Origin of the sequence: Bacillus inaquosorum, assembly GCF_023238325.1 — a bacterium.
Taxonomy (GTDB): domain Bacteria; phylum Bacillota; class Bacilli; order Bacillales; family Bacillaceae; genus Bacillus; species Bacillus inaquosorum.
Window position 1 is genome coordinate 2,720,759 of sequence record NZ_CP096592.1, and the last position, 20,840, is coordinate 2,741,598.

21 protein-coding genes are annotated in these 20,840 nt (G+C 43.8%); 4 read left to right on the forward strand and 17 right to left on the reverse strand.

The window, feature by feature from the left end:
- The first annotated feature begins 26 nt into the window (after positions 1–26).
- Positions 27–314, forward strand: coding sequence for a YrhK family protein (locus M1M80_RS13745; protein ID WP_104010189.1), 288 nt, complete (start codon positions 27–29; stop codon positions 312–314).
- A 280-nt stretch (positions 315–594) separates the two neighbouring features.
- Here M1M80_RS13745 and cypB read toward each other — a convergent pair whose 3' ends face one another.
- From cypB to M1M80_RS13780, 7 genes are all read right to left on the reverse strand, one after another.
- Positions 595–3,756, reverse strand: coding sequence for a bifunctional cytochrome P450/NADPH--P450 reductase CypB (cypB, locus tag M1M80_RS13750; protein ID WP_060399122.1), 3,162 nt, complete (start codon positions 3,754–3,756; stop codon positions 595–597).
- A gap of 15 nt (positions 3,757–3,771) precedes the next feature.
- Positions 3,772–4,362 carry a transcriptional regulator FatR gene (gene fatR, locus M1M80_RS13755; protein ID WP_060399123.1) on the reverse strand — a complete coding sequence of 197 codons (591 nt, stop codon included), beginning with the start codon at positions 4,360–4,362 and terminating at the stop codon, positions 3,772–3,774.
- 224 nt (positions 4,363–4,586) lie between these two features.
- On the reverse strand, positions 4,587–5,129 hold the full coding sequence (locus M1M80_RS13760; protein WP_060399124.1) for a class I SAM-dependent methyltransferase: 543 nt from the start codon (positions 5,127–5,129) through the stop codon (positions 4,587–4,589).
- A 188-nt stretch (positions 5,130–5,317) separates the two neighbouring features.
- A complete protein-coding gene (locus M1M80_RS13765) occupies positions 5,318–5,476 on the reverse strand; it encodes a hypothetical protein (protein ID WP_003237346.1) in 159 nt (52 codons plus the stop codon).
- A gap of 160 nt (positions 5,477–5,636) precedes the next feature.
- Positions 5,637–5,786, reverse strand: coding sequence for a YrzI family small protein (locus M1M80_RS13770; RefSeq protein ID WP_003237348.1), 150 nt, complete (start codon positions 5,784–5,786; stop codon positions 5,637–5,639).
- Positions 5,787–6,175: 389 nt separating this feature from the next.
- Positions 6,176–6,976, reverse strand: a complete 801-nt coding sequence (locus tag M1M80_RS13775) for a formate/nitrite transporter family protein (protein WP_003237350.1) — start codon at positions 6,974–6,976, stop codon at positions 6,176–6,178.
- A 262-nt stretch (positions 6,977–7,238) separates the two neighbouring features.
- Positions 7,239–7,607 carry a Na-translocating system protein MpsC family protein gene (locus tag M1M80_RS13780; RefSeq protein WP_003237353.1) on the reverse strand — a complete coding sequence of 123 codons (369 nt, stop codon included), beginning with the start codon at positions 7,605–7,607 and terminating at the stop codon, positions 7,239–7,241.
- Positions 7,608–7,921: 314 nt separating this feature from the next.
- Here M1M80_RS13780 and fdhF point away from each other — a divergent pair, with 314 nt between their 5' ends.
- A complete protein-coding gene (gene fdhF / locus M1M80_RS13785; protein WP_080429114.1) occupies positions 7,922–10,864 on the forward strand; it encodes a formate dehydrogenase subunit alpha in 2,943 nt (980 codons plus the stop codon).
- Positions 10,865–10,882: 18 nt separating this feature from the next.
- Complete coding sequence (locus tag M1M80_RS13790; protein WP_019259019.1) at positions 10,883–11,365, forward strand: helical membrane plugin domain-containing protein; 483 nt, start codon at positions 10,883–10,885, stop codon at positions 11,363–11,365.
- Positions 11,366–11,400: 35 nt separating this feature from the next.
- Here M1M80_RS13790 and M1M80_RS13795 read toward each other — a convergent pair whose 3' ends face one another.
- The 5 genes from M1M80_RS13795 to M1M80_RS13815 all read right to left on the reverse strand — a co-directional run bounded on the left by M1M80_RS13795 (position 11,401) and on the right by M1M80_RS13815 (position 15,198).
- On the reverse strand, positions 11,401–11,631 hold the full coding sequence (locus M1M80_RS13795; protein ID WP_003237358.1) for a YrhC family protein: 231 nt from the start codon (positions 11,629–11,631) through the stop codon (positions 11,401–11,403).
- Between the two features lie 82 nt (positions 11,632–11,713).
- Positions 11,714–12,853: a bifunctional cystathionine gamma-lyase/homocysteine desulfhydrase gene (locus M1M80_RS13800; protein WP_060399126.1), complete on the reverse strand. Its 1,140-nt coding sequence runs from the start codon at positions 12,851–12,853 to the stop codon at positions 11,714–11,716.
- Position 12,854: 1 nt separating this feature from the next.
- Complete coding sequence (locus M1M80_RS13805) at positions 12,855–13,778, reverse strand: O-acetylserine dependent cystathionine beta-synthase (protein ID WP_060399127.1); 924 nt, start codon at positions 13,776–13,778, stop codon at positions 12,855–12,857.
- A gap of 62 nt (positions 13,779–13,840) precedes the next feature.
- Positions 13,841–14,536, reverse strand: a complete 696-nt coding sequence (mtnN, locus tag M1M80_RS13810) for a 5'-methylthioadenosine/S-adenosylhomocysteine nucleosidase (RefSeq protein ID WP_019259023.1) — start codon at positions 14,534–14,536, stop codon at positions 13,841–13,843.
- 20 nt (positions 14,537–14,556) lie between these two features.
- Positions 14,557–15,198, reverse strand: a complete 642-nt coding sequence (locus M1M80_RS13815; protein ID WP_019259024.1) for a class I SAM-dependent DNA methyltransferase — start codon at positions 15,196–15,198, stop codon at positions 14,557–14,559.
- 191 nt (positions 15,199–15,389) lie between these two features.
- On the opposite strand from M1M80_RS13815, the gene M1M80_RS13820 reads away from it, so the two are divergent.
- On the forward strand, positions 15,390–15,593 hold the full coding sequence (locus tag M1M80_RS13820; protein WP_003225924.1) for a YrzA family protein: 204 nt from the start codon (positions 15,390–15,392) through the stop codon (positions 15,591–15,593).
- 36 nt (positions 15,594–15,629) lie between these two features.
- Here M1M80_RS13820 and M1M80_RS13825 read toward each other — a convergent pair whose 3' ends face one another.
- The 5 genes from M1M80_RS13825 to M1M80_RS13845 form a co-directional block, all read right to left on the reverse strand.
- A complete protein-coding gene (locus M1M80_RS13825; protein WP_019259025.1) occupies positions 15,630–16,331 on the reverse strand; it encodes a YrrS family protein in 702 nt (233 codons plus the stop codon).
- 64 nt (positions 16,332–16,395) lie between these two features.
- Positions 16,396–18,150, reverse strand: a complete 1,755-nt coding sequence (locus tag M1M80_RS13830) for a peptidoglycan D,D-transpeptidase FtsI family protein (RefSeq protein ID WP_060399128.1) — start codon at positions 18,148–18,150, stop codon at positions 16,396–16,398.
- 53 nt (positions 18,151–18,203) lie between these two features.
- The gene (greA, locus tag M1M80_RS13835) at positions 18,204–18,677 is read right to left on the reverse strand and encodes a transcription elongation factor GreA (RefSeq protein WP_003237373.1); all 474 of its coding nucleotides are present in this window, start codon (positions 18,675–18,677) and stop codon (positions 18,204–18,206) included.
- Between the two features lie 250 nt (positions 18,678–18,927).
- A complete protein-coding gene (gene udk / locus M1M80_RS13840) occupies positions 18,928–19,563 on the reverse strand; it encodes a uridine kinase (protein WP_003225916.1) in 636 nt (211 codons plus the stop codon).
- A 5-nt stretch (positions 19,564–19,568) separates the two neighbouring features.
- Positions 19,569–20,837 carry a peptidase U32 family protein gene (locus M1M80_RS13845; RefSeq protein ID WP_014114598.1) on the reverse strand — a complete coding sequence of 423 codons (1,269 nt, stop codon included), beginning with the start codon at positions 20,835–20,837 and terminating at the stop codon, positions 19,569–19,571.
- Between the last annotated feature and the right edge of the window lie 3 nt (positions 20,838–20,840).

Below are 20,840 nucleotides of genomic sequence, written 5' to 3' on the forward strand. Positions count from 1 at the left end.
AGCCAAAATAGAATGGAGGGATGATAGTGGCCGCTAATGAAGAACATGACATCAAAAAAGAACTCAATCGATACGAGCTTTTTTTCAAAAAACGATATAAGGTTTTTTATACAGTAAATGATTTTATCATTGGTGCTTTGTTTCTTGTCGGAAGCTTTTTCTTTTTTTATGACCAGTTAATGTCGGCAGGGATATGGCTGTTTGTGATTGGAAGCTTGCTGCTGTTAGTCAGGCCCACAATTCGGCTGATTCATGACTTTCATTACCGAAAACATGTAGAACGCCAGTTTAAACATCGATCTTCAGCCGATTAATCCTCATACTTGTGGTCTTGAGGAATAGAAATATTTGCTTAACGAAAACAAACTGACAAGAAAATCTGAAGCACAACATATAAAAACAAGACTTTTTGACTATTTATTTTTAAAAATAAGGCAAAAAAACTAAACCTTTGTCCCTGTATGACGATATTAACAATAAGGCCGGCGCGATACTCCCTATAACATCCTTTTCAGTAGATTTCAATATCGTGCCGGCTTTTTCATATGCAAAATAACCCCGCCATTCTGATTGATGGCGGGGTTCGATTTTTTATTACATACCTGACCAAACGTCTTTGACATAGCGTTTTTGGTTTTGCAGCTTCATCAGCCATTCAGCTGATTCTTCCTGATTTGCTCCTTTTTCAGCTTCATACGCCAGTCGCAAAGTATTCTCTACATCAGGAGCCATTCGCGATCCATCACCGCATACGTAAATGTGAGCCCCTTTTTCAATGAGTGATATCAGCTTCTGTGCATCTAGTTTGAGCAAGTGCTGGACATATTCTTTTGATTCGTTTTCGACGCGTGAATAGCACCGGCGGACTGTAACCAAACCATCCTGTTCCGCCTGATCCAGCTCTTCACTGTAAAGATCGTCATGATCGGGGCGCCGGCAGCCGAAATATAAAAGAGCTTCACCAAGCGTGTTTCCTTCCTTCTTCAAAACAGATCTTGCCTGAATAAAGCCCCTGAATGGCGCAATTCCTGTACCCGGCCCGACCATAATCATAGGCGTTTCAGGGTCATCTGGCATTTGAAATCCGGATTGCGGCGTTCGGATGAAGCAGGCTGCGGCATCACCTTTATTCAGCTCTGCTAAATAATTAGAGGCGACTCCCCGGTACTCTCCGCGCCCGCTCCAGGCTGAGCCTTTAACAACTCCTACTGTCATGCTCACGATATTGGCATGCACTTTCGGTGAGCTTGATATGGAATAATATCGCGGTTTTAGTGAAGGCAAAAGTTCTAAAAACCGCTCAAACGGCATTTCGCAGGCAGGGTAATCCTCTAAAAGATCAAGCATGGTGAGACGTTTTGCCAGTACCTGCTCTTTATAAATGCCATCTTCTGAAACGAGCTGTTCCAGCTCTTTTTTATGCGGCGGACAGACTGTATAAGAAGCCAGCTCCCGAAGCTGAAGCCTTGAAGCGGGTTCCTGCAGCTCCACATAGGACGACAATAAATCCGCCACTTTGATCGGCCGATCCATCGGAAGATGAGCCATATGAGGGCTTCCGCTCATTTTTATCACATGATTGGACTGCAAACCGAATCTGCTGAGAACCCGCTGAACAAGCTCCTGGCTGTTTTTCGGCAATATTCCGATATGATCGCCTTCTTTATATGTTTTGGCGTCAGGAACCTGCAATTCAATATGGCGGGTGGAACGCGGACTATCAGCTGTCTGGAGCTCCCGGTTCTCTAAGACAATCCCTTCAAACGCACCATATGCTTTGGCAAGCGGCGTTTCCGTCGCTTCACTGAGAAAAGTAATCGATAATGAAGGCCTGTCTTCTTTCTGAGATATTTCGCTTATATCAAATGCTTCCATCGTTTCCTTCCAGAAGCGGTTTTCCCAAGACTCGCGATGGCTTTCAAAATCATCGGCGGCATCACCTTCCCCAATCGGTGTTAAACGTGATGCCCCTTTCGCTTGCATCATGTCATCTATAAGGCGCGGAATCCGCTGATACGTGCTGGCCCAACTCCGGTTTCCGCAGCCGAATACCGCATAGGAGACCCCTTTCAATCGGCCTTCCTCAAGCTCTTCCAGCCATTCTACAAAGCCGGCAGCATTATCAGGCGGCGCCCCATTATAAGAAGCCGTAACGATGACGACAGCGCCTTGTTCAGGAAGCTTGCCAATATAATCATCAAGCGGAGCTGTTTCGGCTGTAAATCCCAGCTGGCGGCCGTAAGCAGCCAATTCTCCGGCTATTCCTTCCGCTGTCCCAAGGTTTGAACCGTAAAGAACGAGTAAAGGTGTGCCGTGTTTAGGTTTTGTTTCTTTTGGCTTCGTTTCTGTTTTGTTGTCAGCCTGTTCTCTTCTCTGTACATTGATTGCTGCTGTTTTCCGCGGTTGCACAGTAATTTTAAATTCATCCGGCTTGATCGTTAATGCCTCTTTGATTTTCAGTTCGTATCCAGTATGGTTCATCAAATCAAAATGCTTTAATACAAGACCGAGAACCATCGTCGCTTCTTGGAGAGCAAACTGCATGCCAATACAAGCGCGCTGCCCGTTTCCAAACGGCTTATAAGCATGGTGAGGAATACTCGAAGGGTCTTCAAACCGTTCCGGACGAAAATCTTCTGCATCTTCTCCCCAAGCATTTTGATCCCGGTGCAGCTTCGGAATCAAAACAGTGACAGGCTGACCTTTGCTGATCGGGTATTCCCCGCCTAAAACAGTATCCTCCTTCGCATAGAGAGAAAAGGCCGGAGCTGTTGGATACAGCCTGAGTGTTTCATTTAACACCATCCGAATGTATTTCAGCTGCTGGATTTGTTTATATTCCGGCGTGTCTGTTAACACGCGATCGGCTTCCTCTTGCGCTTTTTTCAGTTTTTCCGGATGTGTAAGCAGACAGTAAATCGCAAAGGAAAGCAAACCGCTTGTTGTTTCATGCCCTGCAATTAAAAATGTGATGATTTGGTATCGAATATTTTCATCATCCAGCGTTTCACCTGTTACAGGATCTTTTGCATAGAGCATGAGCGATAAAAGATCCTTAATGTTTTCATCCGGATTCTCTTTTCGCTCCGCTATCATTCTATCGACAAGTGAGTTCATGACTTCTATATCCTTTTGGAACTGCAGCTTCGTTTTCACCATCATCTTATCTTGCAGACCCAATCTTTTCGATTGATTCATCGCCTCTTTTAAGGCACTGAGCATGCTGGTGATAAACGGATGCTGAGAATCACGGTAAAAGCTGTTGAAGCGATAGTTAAACCCGCATAATCCGATCGTATCAAGCGTCAGACGGGTCATGTCGTCCGCTACATCAATTTCTTCATTAGGATTAAGCCGGCTCCATTTTTGAATCAGCTGGGTTGCGATATCCAGCATCATAGAATGATAGCCTTTCATCGCTTTTTGACTGAAACTTGGCAGCAAAATGCGGTGGGCTTTTTGCCAGTTCGGTTCGTGGGTCCAGCTTGTAAATAAGCCGTCTCCGCCGAACTCGCGCACCTTTAGCAGGCCTTTGCCAAGGTTTTTGTCAAAACGGCTTTCATCACACACTTCAGCCACAAGGTTGTGTCCGGATACAAAAACACTGGACACCCCTGGAAAATCGAAACGGAAAATCGGTCCCAATTCATCAGCTAACCTCCATAAGGATTGAGAAAGCTGCTCTTTTTCCAGATGCGGAAGATTTTTTAAAGGTCCGTATGTTTTGGGCTGAGGTATGGCGCTTGCCTGTTTCATTAACATCTTCCTCTCTTATTTTTGTGAAGTAAATGAATGAAGCTTAATGGCGTCCCAGCAGCATTGTTCCAATTCAGCAATTAAATCAGTGTCCATCTCTATATCCCCCGTTTGGACAAGCTGATATATCTTGAGAAACGCCCCTAACACAATTGCAATTAACACATTAGAGGGCAGGCCGCGTATCACGCCTTCTGCTTTTCCCTTGTTAAAATAGTCATCAAGCATTTGAGTCAGATTTTCTATCATTTTTCTGCTTGTGTCGTTTAAGTAATGAGCGTCTTTTTTCGTTTCAAGAAAAAAAAGCGCATAGTCGCTCTCTTTCGTAAATTGAACGAGACAGCAAAATACGTGGCGAAAGCCTTCTCTGGCAGGCAATTCCGAAAAATCCTGCTTCAGTTTTTCCGTAAAGCGCTGGATGCTTTCTTGAAACAATACGTTGACGAGCGTTTCTTTGCTGTCAAAATAGCGGTAGATCGTTCCTGTCCCAACATGAGCTCGTTCAGCTATCATAGGGATAGTGGTAGCGTTAAATCCCCTTTCCGTAAATAGTGAGACCGACGCTTTCATAATCATGTCGTATTTACTGCTGGATGCGGATAACATGTAATGTTGCAACCCTCCGATTTGTCGCGGAATGAACATTCATTCCTTTTGTTCATAATAAACATGTCCGATCTGTCTGATATCACCTCTTTACCCTTGCTTATGTTATCAGTTTATATGAAAAAAACTTTTTTTAATATAAAGTATATGCAAAAAATAAAAAATTAAGAAAATATACCCAAAACCAATTTGAGGGCCCTGGATATATTTCCCGAGAAATTTTTTTATTTAACAGCCACAATGCACAGACAGGAATCACGCCTGATGACGGAAAGGTCCCTAAAATGCTGATCTTTCAGCAGCTGAATATACGTTTTCTCTTTCTCACCGGTATTTGTATCAATACTGATGTAAAACCGGCCGTCAATTTGAAGCACCCGATAAATCTCTCTTAATGCAAGCCTCATATCAGTGCAGCTCTGAACCGTATGTAAGGAAAACACTTTATTAAAGGTACGGTCATCAAAGGGGATGTTCTCAGGATAGCCATGAAAAATCTCCCCTTTCCCCATGTTCTTTCGATTCGCTCGTGATATCTGTCTTACCTTTCGCTTTGACGGGTCAATGCTTTTTAAGCTTCCCTTTTCCAGTTTCTCGGTTATGTTCTTAAAGACAGTGCCATTTCCAATTCCAATTTCTAAAATTCTGTCATTTTCCTGTATGTCTATAGAGTCAATCATCATATACTCAATGGTTTTTGTTTGCTTATATTTCCGAGAAAATAATTTCAAAAGATTCGATCGTTTATAGAGTCTATTTTCTAGCATTTTAAACACCTGCTTTTGGTTTCCTATGCTTATTTATTATATTAAAAAAATAAACATCACCTTCATTTTAAAATGTGAATGAAGATATCAACTAGACGGCAATGTGTTTAATAATGTTTCAATAGAACTGAACTTTTTCATTTTTTTCCGCAAAAAAAGCAGAAAACAAAATGTTTTCTGCCCTCTTTCTAATGCCAATAATAAGGGAATACATACAGCCTATGCTGCTGCATGGCCATCAGCCTCTGCTGGCGGAATGGATTTCCATAACCATGTTTGAAGGAATGCGGCATGGACGCATAACCATGGCCAATCGACGGCAGCCTTTTTTGATAATCGTTCATCATGCCATCACCTGCCTTACCCGTAACGTTGATTTATCATATGCAGGCAGGCATTTTCTTGACAGCTGTTTTTGCTAAACTTGGTCCTTCTCCATCGTATAATGCATCAATAATTCCATTCTAAGCATATGCCATCTCCCCCTTCAGTATTTTTCATTGTTTTTTAGCGCCAGTTTGTCAAATAAAGATGCTTTAACTGAGACTCTTTCATTTCATCATAAATCTGCTCAATCTGCTGTTCTCGTTCGAATTCTTCCGGGCTTTTAAACCGTTTGTTAATCGTTAACGTTAAAAAGAATAGGTTAATCGTCATATCACTCACCCCCTTTCAAATTCCGCTTCAAGCGAAATAACCCGCGGCATCATTCCTTCTGCCGCGGGCAAATAAAAACCGCAGACAAAAGAAGACACCAATGCCTCTACTGCCTGCGGGGAGTTGCGTATGTCCGACTATTCCCAATTTAATGCGTGCGATAAGCATCGGTTAAGGAAGGACACGAACTCTTCCACAGGCTGAATGAACCATGAACTTTTACTTGTGTTTCACGTACAGGTTGACGTCGTTGTCTCATTGTCATTTTGTTCAGCCTCCTTTGCTTTTTTCTTACTTTGTAAGTATATCCACCAAATTCCATTTTGTAAACATCTTTTTCTAAAAATGGACGGAAATTATGCAAATCATCGAGTGGATTTACCCTTTGTTCATGACACCTGCTTCATTTCTTTTCTGGAGCGTTCTTTCTTATGATATGCAATAAAATAAATGAGACCGACAAACACCGCTCCGCCGATGACATTGCCGATAAAAGCCGGAATGATATTTCCGATAAACTGCCCCCACGTGAATGACCCTGCAAAAATGGCAGCGGGAATCACAAACATGTTGGCGACAACGTGCTGAAATCCGATTGCCACAAATGCCATAATCGGGAACCAGATGCCAAGAATTTTCCCTGCTCCGTCTTGAGCGCCGAAAGAAAGCCAAACAGCAAGACACACAAGCCAGTTACAGCCGATGCCAGAAATAAGAACCTTGCCGAAGCTCATATCGAGCTTTCCCTGCGCCACGGCGATCGTTTTTTCTAAATAAGGGCCTGTTTCAGTCAATCCAACTAAATGCCCGAAAAAGTAAGCAACAAACAATGCGCCGATTAGGTTCATAATCGTGACGATTCCCCAGTTAACCGCCAATTCTTTAACTGATATTTTTCTTGAAAATAAAGCCATCGCAACGGACATCATATTTCCTGTGATCAGTTCAGCGCCAGCGAGAACCACAAGTATCAGACCGACAGGAAATACTGCAGCTCCGATCAAGCTGGACAGACTTCCCCATTCTTTCGGAAGGTCGCCAATTACCCTGATATCAAGCAAGTATCCGAGCGCGATAAATGCGCCGCCTAAAAACCCCAGCACAAGCAGAGACGGCAGCGGGAGCTTTACTTTGTTCATCCCTGCTTCAATTGCTGCATCCGCTATTTCATCCGGTTTCCGAAAAGCCATACTAAAACGCCTCCATTATTTCTTCTTTTCTTACAGTTATGGCAGAAAGGCAATAAAAAAGGCAGCACTCAAATAACCTGTGTCAACCAGGCGTTTGAATGCTGCCTAACTTGTATGCATACCCATACAACAATATCAAGCAGAATTAAGATATTGAAAGAGAATATATACAGTTCGTGCATACTTTCCCATCGCTTTTTGCCTTCTATAACTGTAGCAACATCATATCAAATGTGACAAATTTGTGTCAATGGCAAATATGCTAGCTTTGCAGGGCTTCTTTTTGATCATCTATTTTTTTGTCAAAGACAAACACAGATACAGCGATATTTTCCTCAATTTTAATATCAGAAAACAAATGGACAAGCTTAGCCCCCATCAGCTCCTCCATTCCTTCCGGCGTTTGTTTGGAATAAAGATCTTGAATCAGGCTTGTCCGGGCTGCATGTACCATTTCTCTTCCTTCAGGCGTACGGGCGATAAACTGCTCGCTTGCACTCAGATTTCCGTATAATGTTGAGACTGCCATGTTTTCTACAAATACAGTATGAATCCGTTCAGGCCCTTTGCCGAACAATTCTTTGCGAAGTTTTCGAATGATATCATTGAATTCATGAATTTTTTTAGACATGCTGATTACCCCTTCCGATATTGCCTTATAAAGGCTTTTCCCGGTTCCCCTCAGGACATTTCACTTGGTTAAAATTTTCCTGCCATATTGTATTATAATAAATATCACATTATAATAAAAGCAGTGTTGATGGATTTGTAATAGGATCTTGTTATGAGTCTATCGTTTTATAAAAATCAAGGATTGGTCTGTTAGTAAGACTTGCTAGTGAACTATTCCGCCATGTGTGTTTACACCTTCTTAGAATTAGGGCAGGTGTATCTATACATGGCTTTTTTTGACTTCTTGAAAGAAAGATGGAGGGGAATATGAAGATGATGGACGTTAAGTCGATCAGTGTCCGTGTAGACGGAACAGAAATTCAAGCACGAGCAGGGGCCACAATTTTAGATATTTTAAATGAAAACGGGATTGAGTACCCGCAGATTTGCCACGTTCCAGAGGTTGACCCGATTCAAACTTGTGATACATGTATTGTAGAGGCAAACGGTAAGCTGGTCCGTTCATGCTCTACTGTCGCAGAAAATGGAATGTCAATTGATCTTTCGGGCAATCGGGTGAAAGAGGCGCAAACCGAAGCGATGGACCGCCTTCTTGAAAATCACTTGCTGTATTGTACGGTTTGCGATAACAACAATGGGAACTGTACACTGCATAATACAGCGGAAATGATGGGGATCGAGCATCAAAAATACCCATACACGCCAAAAGAAGATCCGTCTTGCGCGGTTGATATGTCTCATCCGTTTTACCGCTATGACCCAAATCAATGTATTGCCTGCGGCCAGTGTGTTGAGGTGTGCCAAAACCTTCAGGTAAATGAAACACTTTCAATCGATTGGGAACGCGAACGCCCTCGCGTGATTTGGGATGAGGGAGTTCCGATCAATGAATCTTCTTGTGTCAGCTGCGGCCAGTGTGTCACAGTATGCCCATGTAATGCGCTGATGGAAAAATCTATGCTCGGGCAGGCTGGCTTTATGACAGGCATCAAAGAGGATGTCATGGAGCCGATGATTGACCTCGTGAAAAACGTTGAACCGGGGTACGGCAGCATTTTTGCCATTTCTGAAGTTGAAGCGGCAATGCGTGAAACGAGAACGAAAAAAACAAAAACTGTATGTACGTTCTGCGGTGTCGGATGTTCTTTTGAAGTATGGACAAAAGGACGGGATATTTTAAAGATCCAGCCTGTTTCTGACGCTCCGGTTAACGCGATTTCTACATGTGTGAAAGGGAAATTCGGCTGGGATTTCGTCAATTCTGAAGAACGGATCACAAAGCCTTTAATCCGTAAAAACGGGGCTTTTGTTGAATCTTCTTGGGAAGAAGCCCTCGATCTTGTCGCAAGCAGATTAGGATCGATTAAAGAGCAGTACGGCAAAGGCTCTGTCGGGTTTATTTCTTCTTCTAAAATTACGAATGAAGAAAACTATGTCATTCAAAAATTAGCGCGTCAGGTCTTTGAAACAAACAACGTCGATAACTGCTCACGCTACTGCCAGTCTCCTGCCACAGACGGATTGTTCCGCACTGTCGGCATGGGCGGTGACGCCGGCACGATTAAAGATATTGCCAAAGCCGGTCTCGTCATCATTGTCGGCGCCAATCCGGCGGAAGGACATCCCGTGCTTGCAACACGTGTCAAACGGGCACACAAGCTCCACGGTCAAAAACTGATCGTTGCCGACCTGCGTAAGAATGAAATGGCTGAGCGGTCAGATCTGTTCATCAGCCCTAAACAAGGCACAGACCAAGTTTGGCTGATGGCTGTTACGAAATATATGATCGACCAAGGCTGGCACGATCAGGCGTTTATTGATGAGAACGTAAATTACTTTGAAGATTATAAAGAAACGCTTAAAACCTATACGCTTGATTATGCAGAACGCATCACAGGCCTTCCAAAAGAAAATATCATTCGAATAGCCGAAATGATTCGTGACGCTGACGGCACTTGTGTCCTTTGGGGAATGGGTGTCACACAAAATACAGGCGGTTCTGATACGTCAGCAGCGATTTCAAACCTGCTTCTCGCTACTGGCAACTATCGCCGTCCGGGTGCCGGCGCTTATCCTCTGCGCGGACACAATAACGTTCAGGGCGCTTGCGATATGGGAACATTGCCTGGCTGGCTTCCGGGATATCAGCATATTACAGATGACAATGCCCGCGCTAAATTTGAAGAGGCTTATGGTGTCAAGATTGACGGAAAGCCTGGTTTAGATAATATTCAAATGCTTCATTCCATTGAAGAAGGCAAAATGAAGGCTATGTATCTTGTCGGCGAGGATATGGCACTTGTCGATTCAAACGCAAACCATGTGCATGATATTTTATCAAGCCTTGATTTCTTCGTGGTGCAGGACATCTTCCTGTCAAGAACAGCTCAGTATGCCGATGTCGTCTTGCCAGCTACTCCTTCACTTGAGAAAGACGGAACATTTACCAATACAGAACGCCGCGTGCAAAGATTATATCAGGCGCTTCCGACGCTTGGTGACGCGAAACCGGACTGGTGGATTATCCAAGAGGTGGCAAACCGCTTAGGAGCGAACTGGAATTACAGCCATCCAAGTGACATTTTCTCAGAAATGGCGAGCCTTTCACCTCTGTTTGGTAAAGCAAGCTATGAGGTGCTTGAAGGCTGGAACAGCTTCCTATGGGGCAGCTACTCAGGTGAAAGCACACCGCTTCTGTATGAAGACGGGTTTAATTTCCCTGACAAAAAAGCCCGCTTTGCCCTTTCTGATTGGACTGAGCCAGCGGCATTTCCTGAAGAATATGATCTTCATATCAATAACGGCCGGATGCTGGAGCATTTCCATGAAGGAAACATGACAAATAAATCGAAAGGCATTCAAGCAAAAGTGCCGAATGTATTCGTTGAAATCTCGCCTGAGCTTGCACAGGAGCGAGGTGTTTGTGACGGTTCGCTTGTACGGCTCGTTTCTCCGTTCGGAGCAGTCAAATTAAACGCACTGGTCACAGACCGTGTGCGGAAAAATGAACTCTATCTGCCAATGAACTCAACAGACAAGGAGTCAGCGATTAACTTCCTGACGGGGCCTGCAGCTGATAAACGGACGAACACGCCTGCTTATAAACAGACAAAGGTCCGCATGGAGGTGCTTGGAGGCTGTGAAACAGCGCCGCTTCCGAAAACAAATCCGCGCAACAAAAAACGGCACCCGCAAAACGGGGTCGAAGCAGAAAGAAAATGGAACCGTCCGGGCTATGTCCATCTGACTGATTAAACGAAAGGAGGAAAACGAATGGCCACTCCGATTACGACGATCAAAAAAGAAACAAAAACAGCAGAGCAAATGAAGCTTGAAAAAATAGAAGAGCTGAAAGAGCTGCTGGCGGAAAATGAGGATGCCGTCTCAAAAACGATGACATTAATGAATGAACTCAATGAACTTGGAATCTTTGACGCGGCAACAAGCATGCTGAGAGCGAAGGAAGACATCGCCAAGATTGCACTTGGCCAAGTTTCACGTGAGCCTGTCACCAATCTCATCAACACGATGATGGCCGCCGGAGGCGCATTGACTAAAGCCGATCCAGAGTTTACAGGAAAGCTTTTAGAAAGCGTGATGGCTGGTACTGAACAGGCGCAGAGCTTTTTAAAAGAAGACAAGAAAGTCGGGATTCTCGACCTTTTAAAAGCAATGAACGATCCTGATATCAACAGAGCCGTTGGCTTCGGCCTTCAGTTTTTAAAAGGCATGGGAAAAGAACTGCAGGAAAAATAACAAAAAACAGCCATCGCTGAGTTGATGGCTGTTTTTTATTCGTCGGCTTCTTCCAAACGCTTCTTGTAAATCAATGAACGATCAGCGCAAAAGAAAGCACCGGCTAAAAATACGCAGTCCGCTAAAAACATCGTCGATTTCTGCCCTAACGTTAAGCCTTGATCGGGGAGAACTGCGCCTATATATAAAAAAGTGCTGACTGCAAGCAATGTAAAAGCAAAATGCTTGTAGTCTTCTTTTAAAGATTTCATTCTATTTTTGTTCAAAAGAATCACCTGCCAGATTCATAGTATACGACTATTATAATATAATCTGGCAGCTTACAGAGAAAGTAATTCTATCCATTTGTTATACATTTTTAAGCGCTTGCTCGATATCTTCCAGCAAATCTTCCGCATCTTCAATCCCTACAGAAATTCTGATTAAGCCGTCCGTAATGCCGAGCTCAAGCCGGCGTTCTCTCGGAATAGAGGCATGTGTCATTCTTGCCGGAACAGAAATTAAGCTTTCTACCGCACCCAGGCTTTCAGCAATGGTAAACAGTTTCAGATTTCCTAAAAACGCATCAACTCGCTCTTCACTGCTGATATCAAAGGAGATCATGCCGCCGAAGCCAGATCCTTGAGTTTTTGCGAGCTCGTGTCCGGGATGATTTGAAGAACCAGGATAATATAACGTTTGGACAGCAGGGTGATTCTCAAGAAAACTTGCGATTTTCCGCGCGTTTTGATCGATCGCTTCCATTCTGAGTCCCAATGTTTTGATTCCTCTCATTAACAGCCAGGAATCTTGAGGGCCAAGCACGCCGCCTGTGGAGTTTTGCACAAAATGAAGCTCTTCCCCAAGCTCTTTTGAAGCTGTCACAACTAAACCGCCGACGACATCACTGTGTCCGCCAAGATATTTTGTCGCACTGTGAAGCACGATATCAGCTCCTAAAGTAAGCGGCTGCTGAAAATAAGGGGTGTTAAAGGTATTGTCTACGATAAGCAGAACACCGGCTTTTTTTGCGATATCAGCCATGAGCGACAGATCGGTGATTTTGAGCAGCGGGTTTGTCGGTGTCTCAATATAAATGGCTTTCGTGTTAGGGCGAATCGCTTTTTCCACTTCTTCTCTGCTGCTTGTATCGACAAATGTTGATTCAATGCCAAGACGATTGAGCACCTTTGTCATTACGCGGTATGTTCCGCCGTACACATCATCAGTCAACACGACATGATCTCCGCTGTTAAACAGCATCATAACTGCTGTAATGGCAGCCATTCCAGAACTGAACGCATAACCTGCTTCCCCGCCTTCCAGCTCTGTCACAAGTGCTTCGAGAGCGGTTCTAGTCGGATTGGCCGTTCTTGAATACTCATAGCCGGTATGCTGCCCTGCTTTCGGCTGCTTGTACGTGCTTACTTGATAAATAGGCACAGAAACCGCTCCTGTTTTCTCATCACCTGTGATTCCGCCGTGTATCATCAATGTTTTTTTCTTCATATCAGATGCCTCCTTCATATATTTGTTTGCTGATATATCGATCGCTGCTGTCAGGAAATACGGTGACAATGTTTGTTCCTGCGGATGCTTTTTTCGCTTCCTCCAATGCTGCATAAAGCGCTGCACCTGAAGAGCTTCCGATCAGCAGACCTTCTTTTTCTGCCGCTTCTTTCACAAGTTTAAACGCATTCTCATCTGTTACGGTGTAGATCTCATCAAAATGGCTTTCATTCATATAGTCGGGAATAAACTCCATGCCGATGCCTTCTGTTTTATGAGCGTGAGGCTCTCCTCCGTTTAAAATGGAGCCTTCCGGTTCGACAATCACTGTTTTGACTGCTGGATTTTTTTCTTTTAAGAAAGAAGCAGTTCCTGCGAATGTGCCTCCTGATCCTGCCCCTGCCACGAACGTATGAATATTGCCGTCAAGCGCTTCCCATATTTCAGGTCCAAGCGTCATGTAGTAAGTCGATGGATTTACTCGATTTTTAAATTGCAAAACGCAATAAGAATTTTCAATTTCAGTCTCCAGCTGCATGGCTTTTTGAATGGCTCCCTGCATTCCGTCTTGACGCGGTGTATGAATGATTGATGCTCCAAGCGCTTGCATAATTTGCTGTTTCTCTGTACTGAAATGTTCAGGGACACAGAAAATCGCTTTTAACCCATATTTTCTGGCACTCAGCGCAAGGCCGATTCCTGTATTGCCTGCCGTAGCTTCTATAATTACTCCGCCAGGATTCACCTTGCCTGAATCCAGCGCGTCACGGATCAGCATATCTCCCAGTCTGTCTTTAATGCTTCCGCCGGGATTCATCATTTCAAGCTTGGCATACACTGCGACTCCTTCAGGAACATCAAAGTTCTTCAGGCGGAGAAGCGGTGTATTCCCAATCAGCTCGGTAATGTCCGTAATAACCGTCATATATGTCCTCCTCCTTGATAGAGGTTGTTTTTAGGGAAAACAGAGGAGAACTCTCCCCCGTTTTAATGAATTCGTTTGATCACCTTTAACACAAGCTCTGTTGAATTGACAGCTGCCTGCTCTAAAAATTGGTCAAATGATACATGTGATTCTTTTCCTGCGATATCGGATAACGCTCTGATGACGACAAACGGCGTTTTAAATTGATGGCACACTTGAGCTACTGCCGCAGCCTCCATTTCAACCGCGTACAGATCAGAAAATCTCGCACGCACTTCTTCAACCCGCTTCGGATCGTTCATGAAAGAATCGCCTGTTGCGATCGTTCCTTTTGCAACCTGAATGCCGTCGAGTTCAGAAATCGCTTCTTCAGTGATGCTGATCAGCTTTTCGTCCGCGGCATAAGCAGCCGGAAGACCCGGCACCTGCCCGTATTCATAGTCAAAGGCCGTTACATCTACATCATGGTGGCGAACATCAGTGGAAATGACGACATCTCCTACATTCAATGTATGATGAAATCCGCCCGCTGAGCCTGTGTTAATGACATAATCAGGCTTGTAACGATCAAGCAAAAGCGTCGTGCTGATCGCAGCATTTACTTTTCCAATTCCTGATTTTAAAAGAATCACTTCGGTTCCTTCATATTCGCCTGTTGTAAATTCACAATGTGCGATTGTTTCTGTTTTTGCATGTTCAAGTTTGCTTCTTAGGATGGTGACTTCCTCTTCCATTGCTCCGATGACTGCTAGTTTCATCTATTCACATTCCCTTCACTTTACCGTTTGATCGCCTCCATTATCCACACGAAATCGTTGTGCTGAGTGAATTGGACTGCAAAACCTTCAGCTGTAAACATCTCTTTCAACGCATCCAATGTAGGATAATGCTCCGTCTCTAAATCGTTTGCCAACTGATAGAAGCCTTGAGAACGTGCTTTATCAATAGCCTGTTGATATGCTTGCACATCTTCAAAGACGGTATCGGCAAACACTATTTTATCATGCAAGTGAAGGTATTTGCCATATTGCTTTATAGCAGCCCGCTTTTCTTCGTCGGTCAAATGATGAAAAGCATATGAACTGACAATCGTGTCAGCTTGAAATGGCGGCTCAGGAAATGTCAGGAAGTCTCCATCAACGAATTCTGCCCTGCCTGAAAGCTTGTCAGAAGCCAATTTGCGCATTGCGGGAGACGGTTCGATTCCAAATACAGATTTGCCCGCATCCAGCAGCTTGGCTGTCAAATTCCCGGTCCCCGGGCCAAATTCTAACACATGCGTTCCAGACCTGCTGACGATGGCATCAAGAATATCATCATAGCCTCTGAACGCTTCTTTATACTGAATATCAAAACCTTGTACTGTTTGATCATAAGTTGCTGCCCAATCTTCAAAGAGAGGGATAAATTCACGTCCCATATTTGTCACACTCCATATTTTATAATTCCTATAAGCATACTATGAATTGATGATGGAACAGTTCCTATAATACCACATCTTCTGGAAAGCAGGTACTAAAACACTTTGTGTATTTTATGCTATCTATATTGCGCGTTACCCGTCAAAAAGCTTATACTTCATATGACTTGTGAAAGCTGGAGGGTCGAGATATGAATTTTCAATTAGATCTGATAAAAGACAAAGTGGAATTTTTTGAAGCGGCTTCATTGCAGGAGCTTGAAAAGAAAATCAATACACAAATTGAAAACAATAAAGCCATCATGCTCCGGGTGAAATCTGTTTCACACCAGACTGCTGTGGCAGACGGAAGAATATTGTACAGCGCGGTTGTTCATTTCGCAGCTGAAGCCTAAAACAAAAGCAGCCGGTTCTAATCCGGCTGCTTTTGTTTATTTTAATTTTTCTACTTTTGTCGGCTTCCAGCCTTTTTCATCAACCCATGTAATCGTGACTTGATATTTATCTCCAGTCGTCTTGTCTAAAATCTTGCCTTTGGCATCCTGCGGGCTGCCGTTATTTCCGAGCCAAAGCACCGTCATGTGATCTGTTGAGACTCCGGTTGCATATGAAATGGCTTTAAGCATCTCAGCCCAGTCTTGTGAGCTTGAGTCATAAGTGGCGGCATGCTCGCCCGTCTGCTCAGTTCCGACTGCTTTCCAGTCAGGGTTTTCATACGTTTTTTCCACATCGCTTGATGAGCCGCCTTCTGTTACTTTTGCGTCTTTAAGCGGGTCGTCTGAGCTTGAGTCTGAATCAGAATCTGATTCATCACTTTTAGAAGAATCATCTTTTTTGGAATCTGAATCTGAGTCAGAAGACTTCTCAGAATCCTTTTCGCTGTCAGATGTATCTTTCTTGCTGTCTTTTATATCCTCATCCGATTTCTTTTCCGTCTTTCCTGAAGCCGGAGATTCCTGTTTTTGCGCCGTTTCAGAATCCTTGCTGACATCTTTGCTAGAAGGACTGTTAATGAATAGATTAGCTGCTACTACGACAATTAGTATGGATACGATTGCGATTAAAATGTTAAGCACTAAATTAGCTTTCCTGCGCTTATCACGGTTTTCATAACGAGATTGATTATTGCTCAATAATTCTGCACTCCTTTATCCCTCTTGGCTCAGCATATATTTTACCATGTGCTGAGAAGTTGTTCTATTTCTGATTGATTTCAATTTCGTGTACTTTTTTAACAATATCATAAAACACCGAATTTGTCAGAGCCTTATCCCCCGGTGTATCCATGTGTAAAACGACAAGAGCGTATTTCGGCTTATCCGCAGGAAAATATCCGGCAAACCATTTTTCATAAAGCGTTTCTTTCTCTTTTGAAAGCTTGCCTGTCTGGGCTGTGCCTGACTTCCCTGCTACAGTATACGGAAGATCCTGAAACCTTCTGCCCGTTCCGGAAGGAGATTCCACCACCCGCCGCAGCATTTTTTGAAGCTGCTGTGCCGTATATTTGTCTATCGTTTCTCCTTTGAGCTTCTGATCTTTAAACTTGACGAGCGTTGTGCCGTTTTTATATTCAATCTGTTCAGCGATTTTCACCTGGCGCTTTTCTCCGCCGCGGGCGATCGTTGCCATCATATTGGCTACCTCGAGCGGCGTTACCTTTACATTTTTCTGCCCGATTGCTGTTTGCGCAATGGCTTTTTTGACTGATTTGTCTTTTTCATCCCCCCAAATCACGCCGCTTTTTTCATTATACAACTGGCGGAAATCTGTTTCGTGATACAGTTTTCCTTCCCAGCCTGCCCGATCAGTGAGAGCAAGCTTTTCGGACATGTCTTCAATAACTGAGCTGTCTTTTTTCATTAATTGTTCAGCAAGACTCGTAAATGTGTAATTGCAGCTTTGGGCAAAACTTTCATCAAAAGACAAGGTTCCTTTGTCGTCGCCCGGTTCCCCGTACAGGTTTAAATTGCAATTAAAGGTTTGGCTCGGCTTCACTGTATCATTTTCGATCGCAGCTGCGGCAATGACTGTTTTAAAAACAGAGCCGGGATAGATTGGCGTCAGCATGTAATTTTGAAGCGTGTTTTGATGAGACACATCGGCATCCGGTTTGCTTACAATTCCCAGAACACTGCTATTTTCGATGTCCAGCAGCACGGCTCCTCCTTTTTTCAGCCCCTGTTCATCCAATACCTCCTCCATCGCTTTTTGAAAGCTTTGGTCGATCGTTGTTTTGACCTGAAGCGGATAAAACGTATTGGCTTCAGCTGTGTATTTGACGTCCATGCCAAACAAAGGGTTTCCTTTTCCGTCCACATGATATAAAAGTTTTGTGTCTTGTTCCGGAAGCAAAAACTCATCAAATGTCCGTTCTAATCCCGTTGTTCCGATTTCCGTTGTAACCGGAAGGCTCTCCTTATCAGGATATTTCCTGCGGAGAAGCGCCGGATCTTGATTCGTGCTCCCGATCGTATGTGAAGCAAGGCTGGGCTTGTCTTCATTCTCCATATATACGCCGTAAATTCCGGGATATTTCAAAGAATTGATTTTTGTGATGGATTGTTTCGAAAGTGTTTTGATTTTCTTTTGCTGTAAAATGACCGGTTTTTTTGCTTTTGCGAGTGTCTGGTGCAGTTCATCTTCAGACATGCCGAGGATGTCTGCAACTTTTTTGATCGGCCAATCCTGCGTCAGCAGAAAAGGGAACAAAACAACCGCAGGCTCACTTTTGCCGGTCAGCGCCTGCCCGTTTCGATCTAAAAAGGAACCTCTTCCATCAGAAATGAGCACTTCCTCCGTCCGCTGTTTCACGCTTTCTTGGATCAAATTGATTTTCTTTTTAGAAAATGATTCTGTGAAAAACAGCTGGATTTCCGCCAGCCTTAGCAGAAGGAAAAAAAACACGATCAAAAAAGCGATGACTGTCAGCTTCATTCGTTTCGATATCTTCATAAAAAAACACCTCACCCACATTGTGGACGAGGTGTTTCTTTGCTAAACGGATATTATGAAATTTTCACAATTTTCACGAGCATTTCTCCGCCCGGTGTTTGAACTGTCACTTCATCATCTACTTTTTTGCCCAGCAGGCTTTTGGCGATTGGTGAATCGTTTGAGATTTTTCCTTCAAACGGATCAGCTTCAGCGCTTCCAACGATTGTATATGATTCTTCGTCACCGTCAGGCAGTTCGACGAAAGTGACGGTTTTACCCAAACCGACAACGTTAGAGCCGCCGTCATCTTCAATGATTTTCGCATTGCGGATCATATTTTCAAGAGTCGTCACACGGCCCTCTACGAATGCCTGCTCTTCTTTCGCTGAATCGTATTCAGAGTTCTCGGAAAGGTCTCCGAAGCTTCTCGCAATTTTGATGCGCTCTACTACTTCTTTTCGTTTAACCGTTTTCAAATATTCTAATTCTTGTTCAAGTTTTTGTTTTCCTTCTGCAGTCATAGGAAAAACTTTCTCTTGTGCCATGTCCCTTCACTCCTTCTGGTTGTCCCTCAACATCTTCGATTATGTATGAGAGCATAAACTAAAAAATACAAGAATGAGAACACAGGGCAGTCCTCGTTCTTCTCTCCCATATAGGTACTGTTTATCTTAAACTGAATCTCGTCGTTCTGCAAATATTTCGCGTTTATAAACAGGGAAAGAAGGGAATTCGCGCATCCCCTTCCTGCCTATACATAATATGGTCAGAGTTATTTATGTCTATGCTATGGTATTACAAAATCGCGTTTTGTTCAAGAATGGTTTGGATTTTTGTGACCATCAGATCAATTGCGACGTGATTCTGTCCGCCTTCCGGGATAATAATATCAGCGTATCGTTTCGTCGGCTCGACAAATTGGTTATGCATCGGGCGGACAACTGACACATATTGTTCAATAACAGAATCAATAGAGCGGCCGCGCTCATTAATATCTCTCATAATCCGTCTGATGATACGCAAGTCAGCGTCTGTATCAACGTAAAGCTTGATATCCATCAGATCACGGAGCCTTTTGTCTTCAAGAACAAGAATGCCTTCAAGGATAATAACATCCTTGGGCTCTACGTGAACCGTTTCTTCTGAACGTGTGTGAAGCTTATAATCGTAAATCGGCTTTTCAATCGGGCGATAATTCAATAGATCCTGAATATGCTCGATTAAATAGTCATTATCAAACGCAAGCGGATGATCATAGTTTGTGTTCAGCCTTTCTTCAAATGGAAGATGGCTTTGGTCTTTATAATAAAGGTCTTGTTGGATCATTAAAATCGAGTGTCCTTTAAATTGTTCATAAATTGACCGTGTGACACTCGTTTTTCCTGAACCGGAACCTCCTGCGATTCCAATGACTACTGGATTCTTACCCATGGGTGTTACTTCCCCTTTCTCATCATGTTGCTCGGATAAATCTTTTTGTCTAGTTTGAATTTGACAATTTGCAGGGGATGGCGGGCAGCATCTAGCTCATTTCCGTCTTCGTCCCAAATGGTTTCAATCGTGTGTGTAAAGTTTTCGATTTCCGGACCGAAAAATTCCACTTCGTCGCCTTTTTTGAAGAAATTGCGCTGCTGAAGCGTGACCATTTGTGTGTCTTCATCATAATTCAGCACTAAGCCGACAAAATCAAACGTTGTTTTTTTGGCATGCTCGCCAAACATTTGCTCTTCATAGCCTGGCGTTCCTTCAAAGAAAGCTGTCGCAGTGTCCCGGTTGGCGCACTTATCAAGCTCTTCAAGCCATTCTTTTTGAATCACAAAGTTATCCGGATCAGCACAATAAGCGTCAATTACTTTGCGGTATACGCTGACTACTGTTGCTACATAGTGAATTGATTTCATGCGACCTTCAATCTTTAAGCTGTCGATGCCCATTTCGATCATTTTCGGAATGGATTCAATCAGCTTCAAATCTTTCGGACTCATCGCAAATGGCGCATCTTCTTCACCATACAAAGCAACGGCGTTAGCACCATCTGTTTGATAGAGATCATAATCCCAGCGGCATGACTGGCAGCAGCCTCCGCGGTTGGAATCCCGCGCTGTCATGTGATTGCTCAGGACACAGCGGCCGGAATATGCGATGCACATCGCGCCGTGAATAAAGGATTCGATTTCGATATCTACTTTTTCTTTCATTTCTCTGATTTCGAGCGCGCTTGTTTCACGTGCCAGCACGACGCGGTCAAGGCCTTCTTCCTTCCAGAACTGGACAGCCTTCCAGTTTGAAAGAGACTGCTGCGTGCTCAAGTGAACCTCAACATTCGGCGCCACTCTGCGGCATGTTTCGATAATAAGCGGATCTGCCACAATGATGCCGGCAACGTTGGCGTCTCCGAGCGCTTTTAAATATTCTTCAAGCCCGTCCATGTTTTCATTATGGGCGAAAATATTCGTCGTTACGTAGATCTTCGCGCCATATTGTTTCGCGAATTCAACGCCTTCTGCAATTTCTTCGATCGTAAAGTTATCGGCATTCGAGCGCAGCCCGTATTCCTGTCCCCCAATAAAGACCGCGTCCGCTCCGTAATGAACAGCAATTTTCAGCTTTTCAAGATTACCCGCAGGTGCGAGAAGCTCCGGCTTTTTCGTAATCACACGTTTACCATTGACGATTGTGGATATTTTATCATTTACGGCAGTCATAGC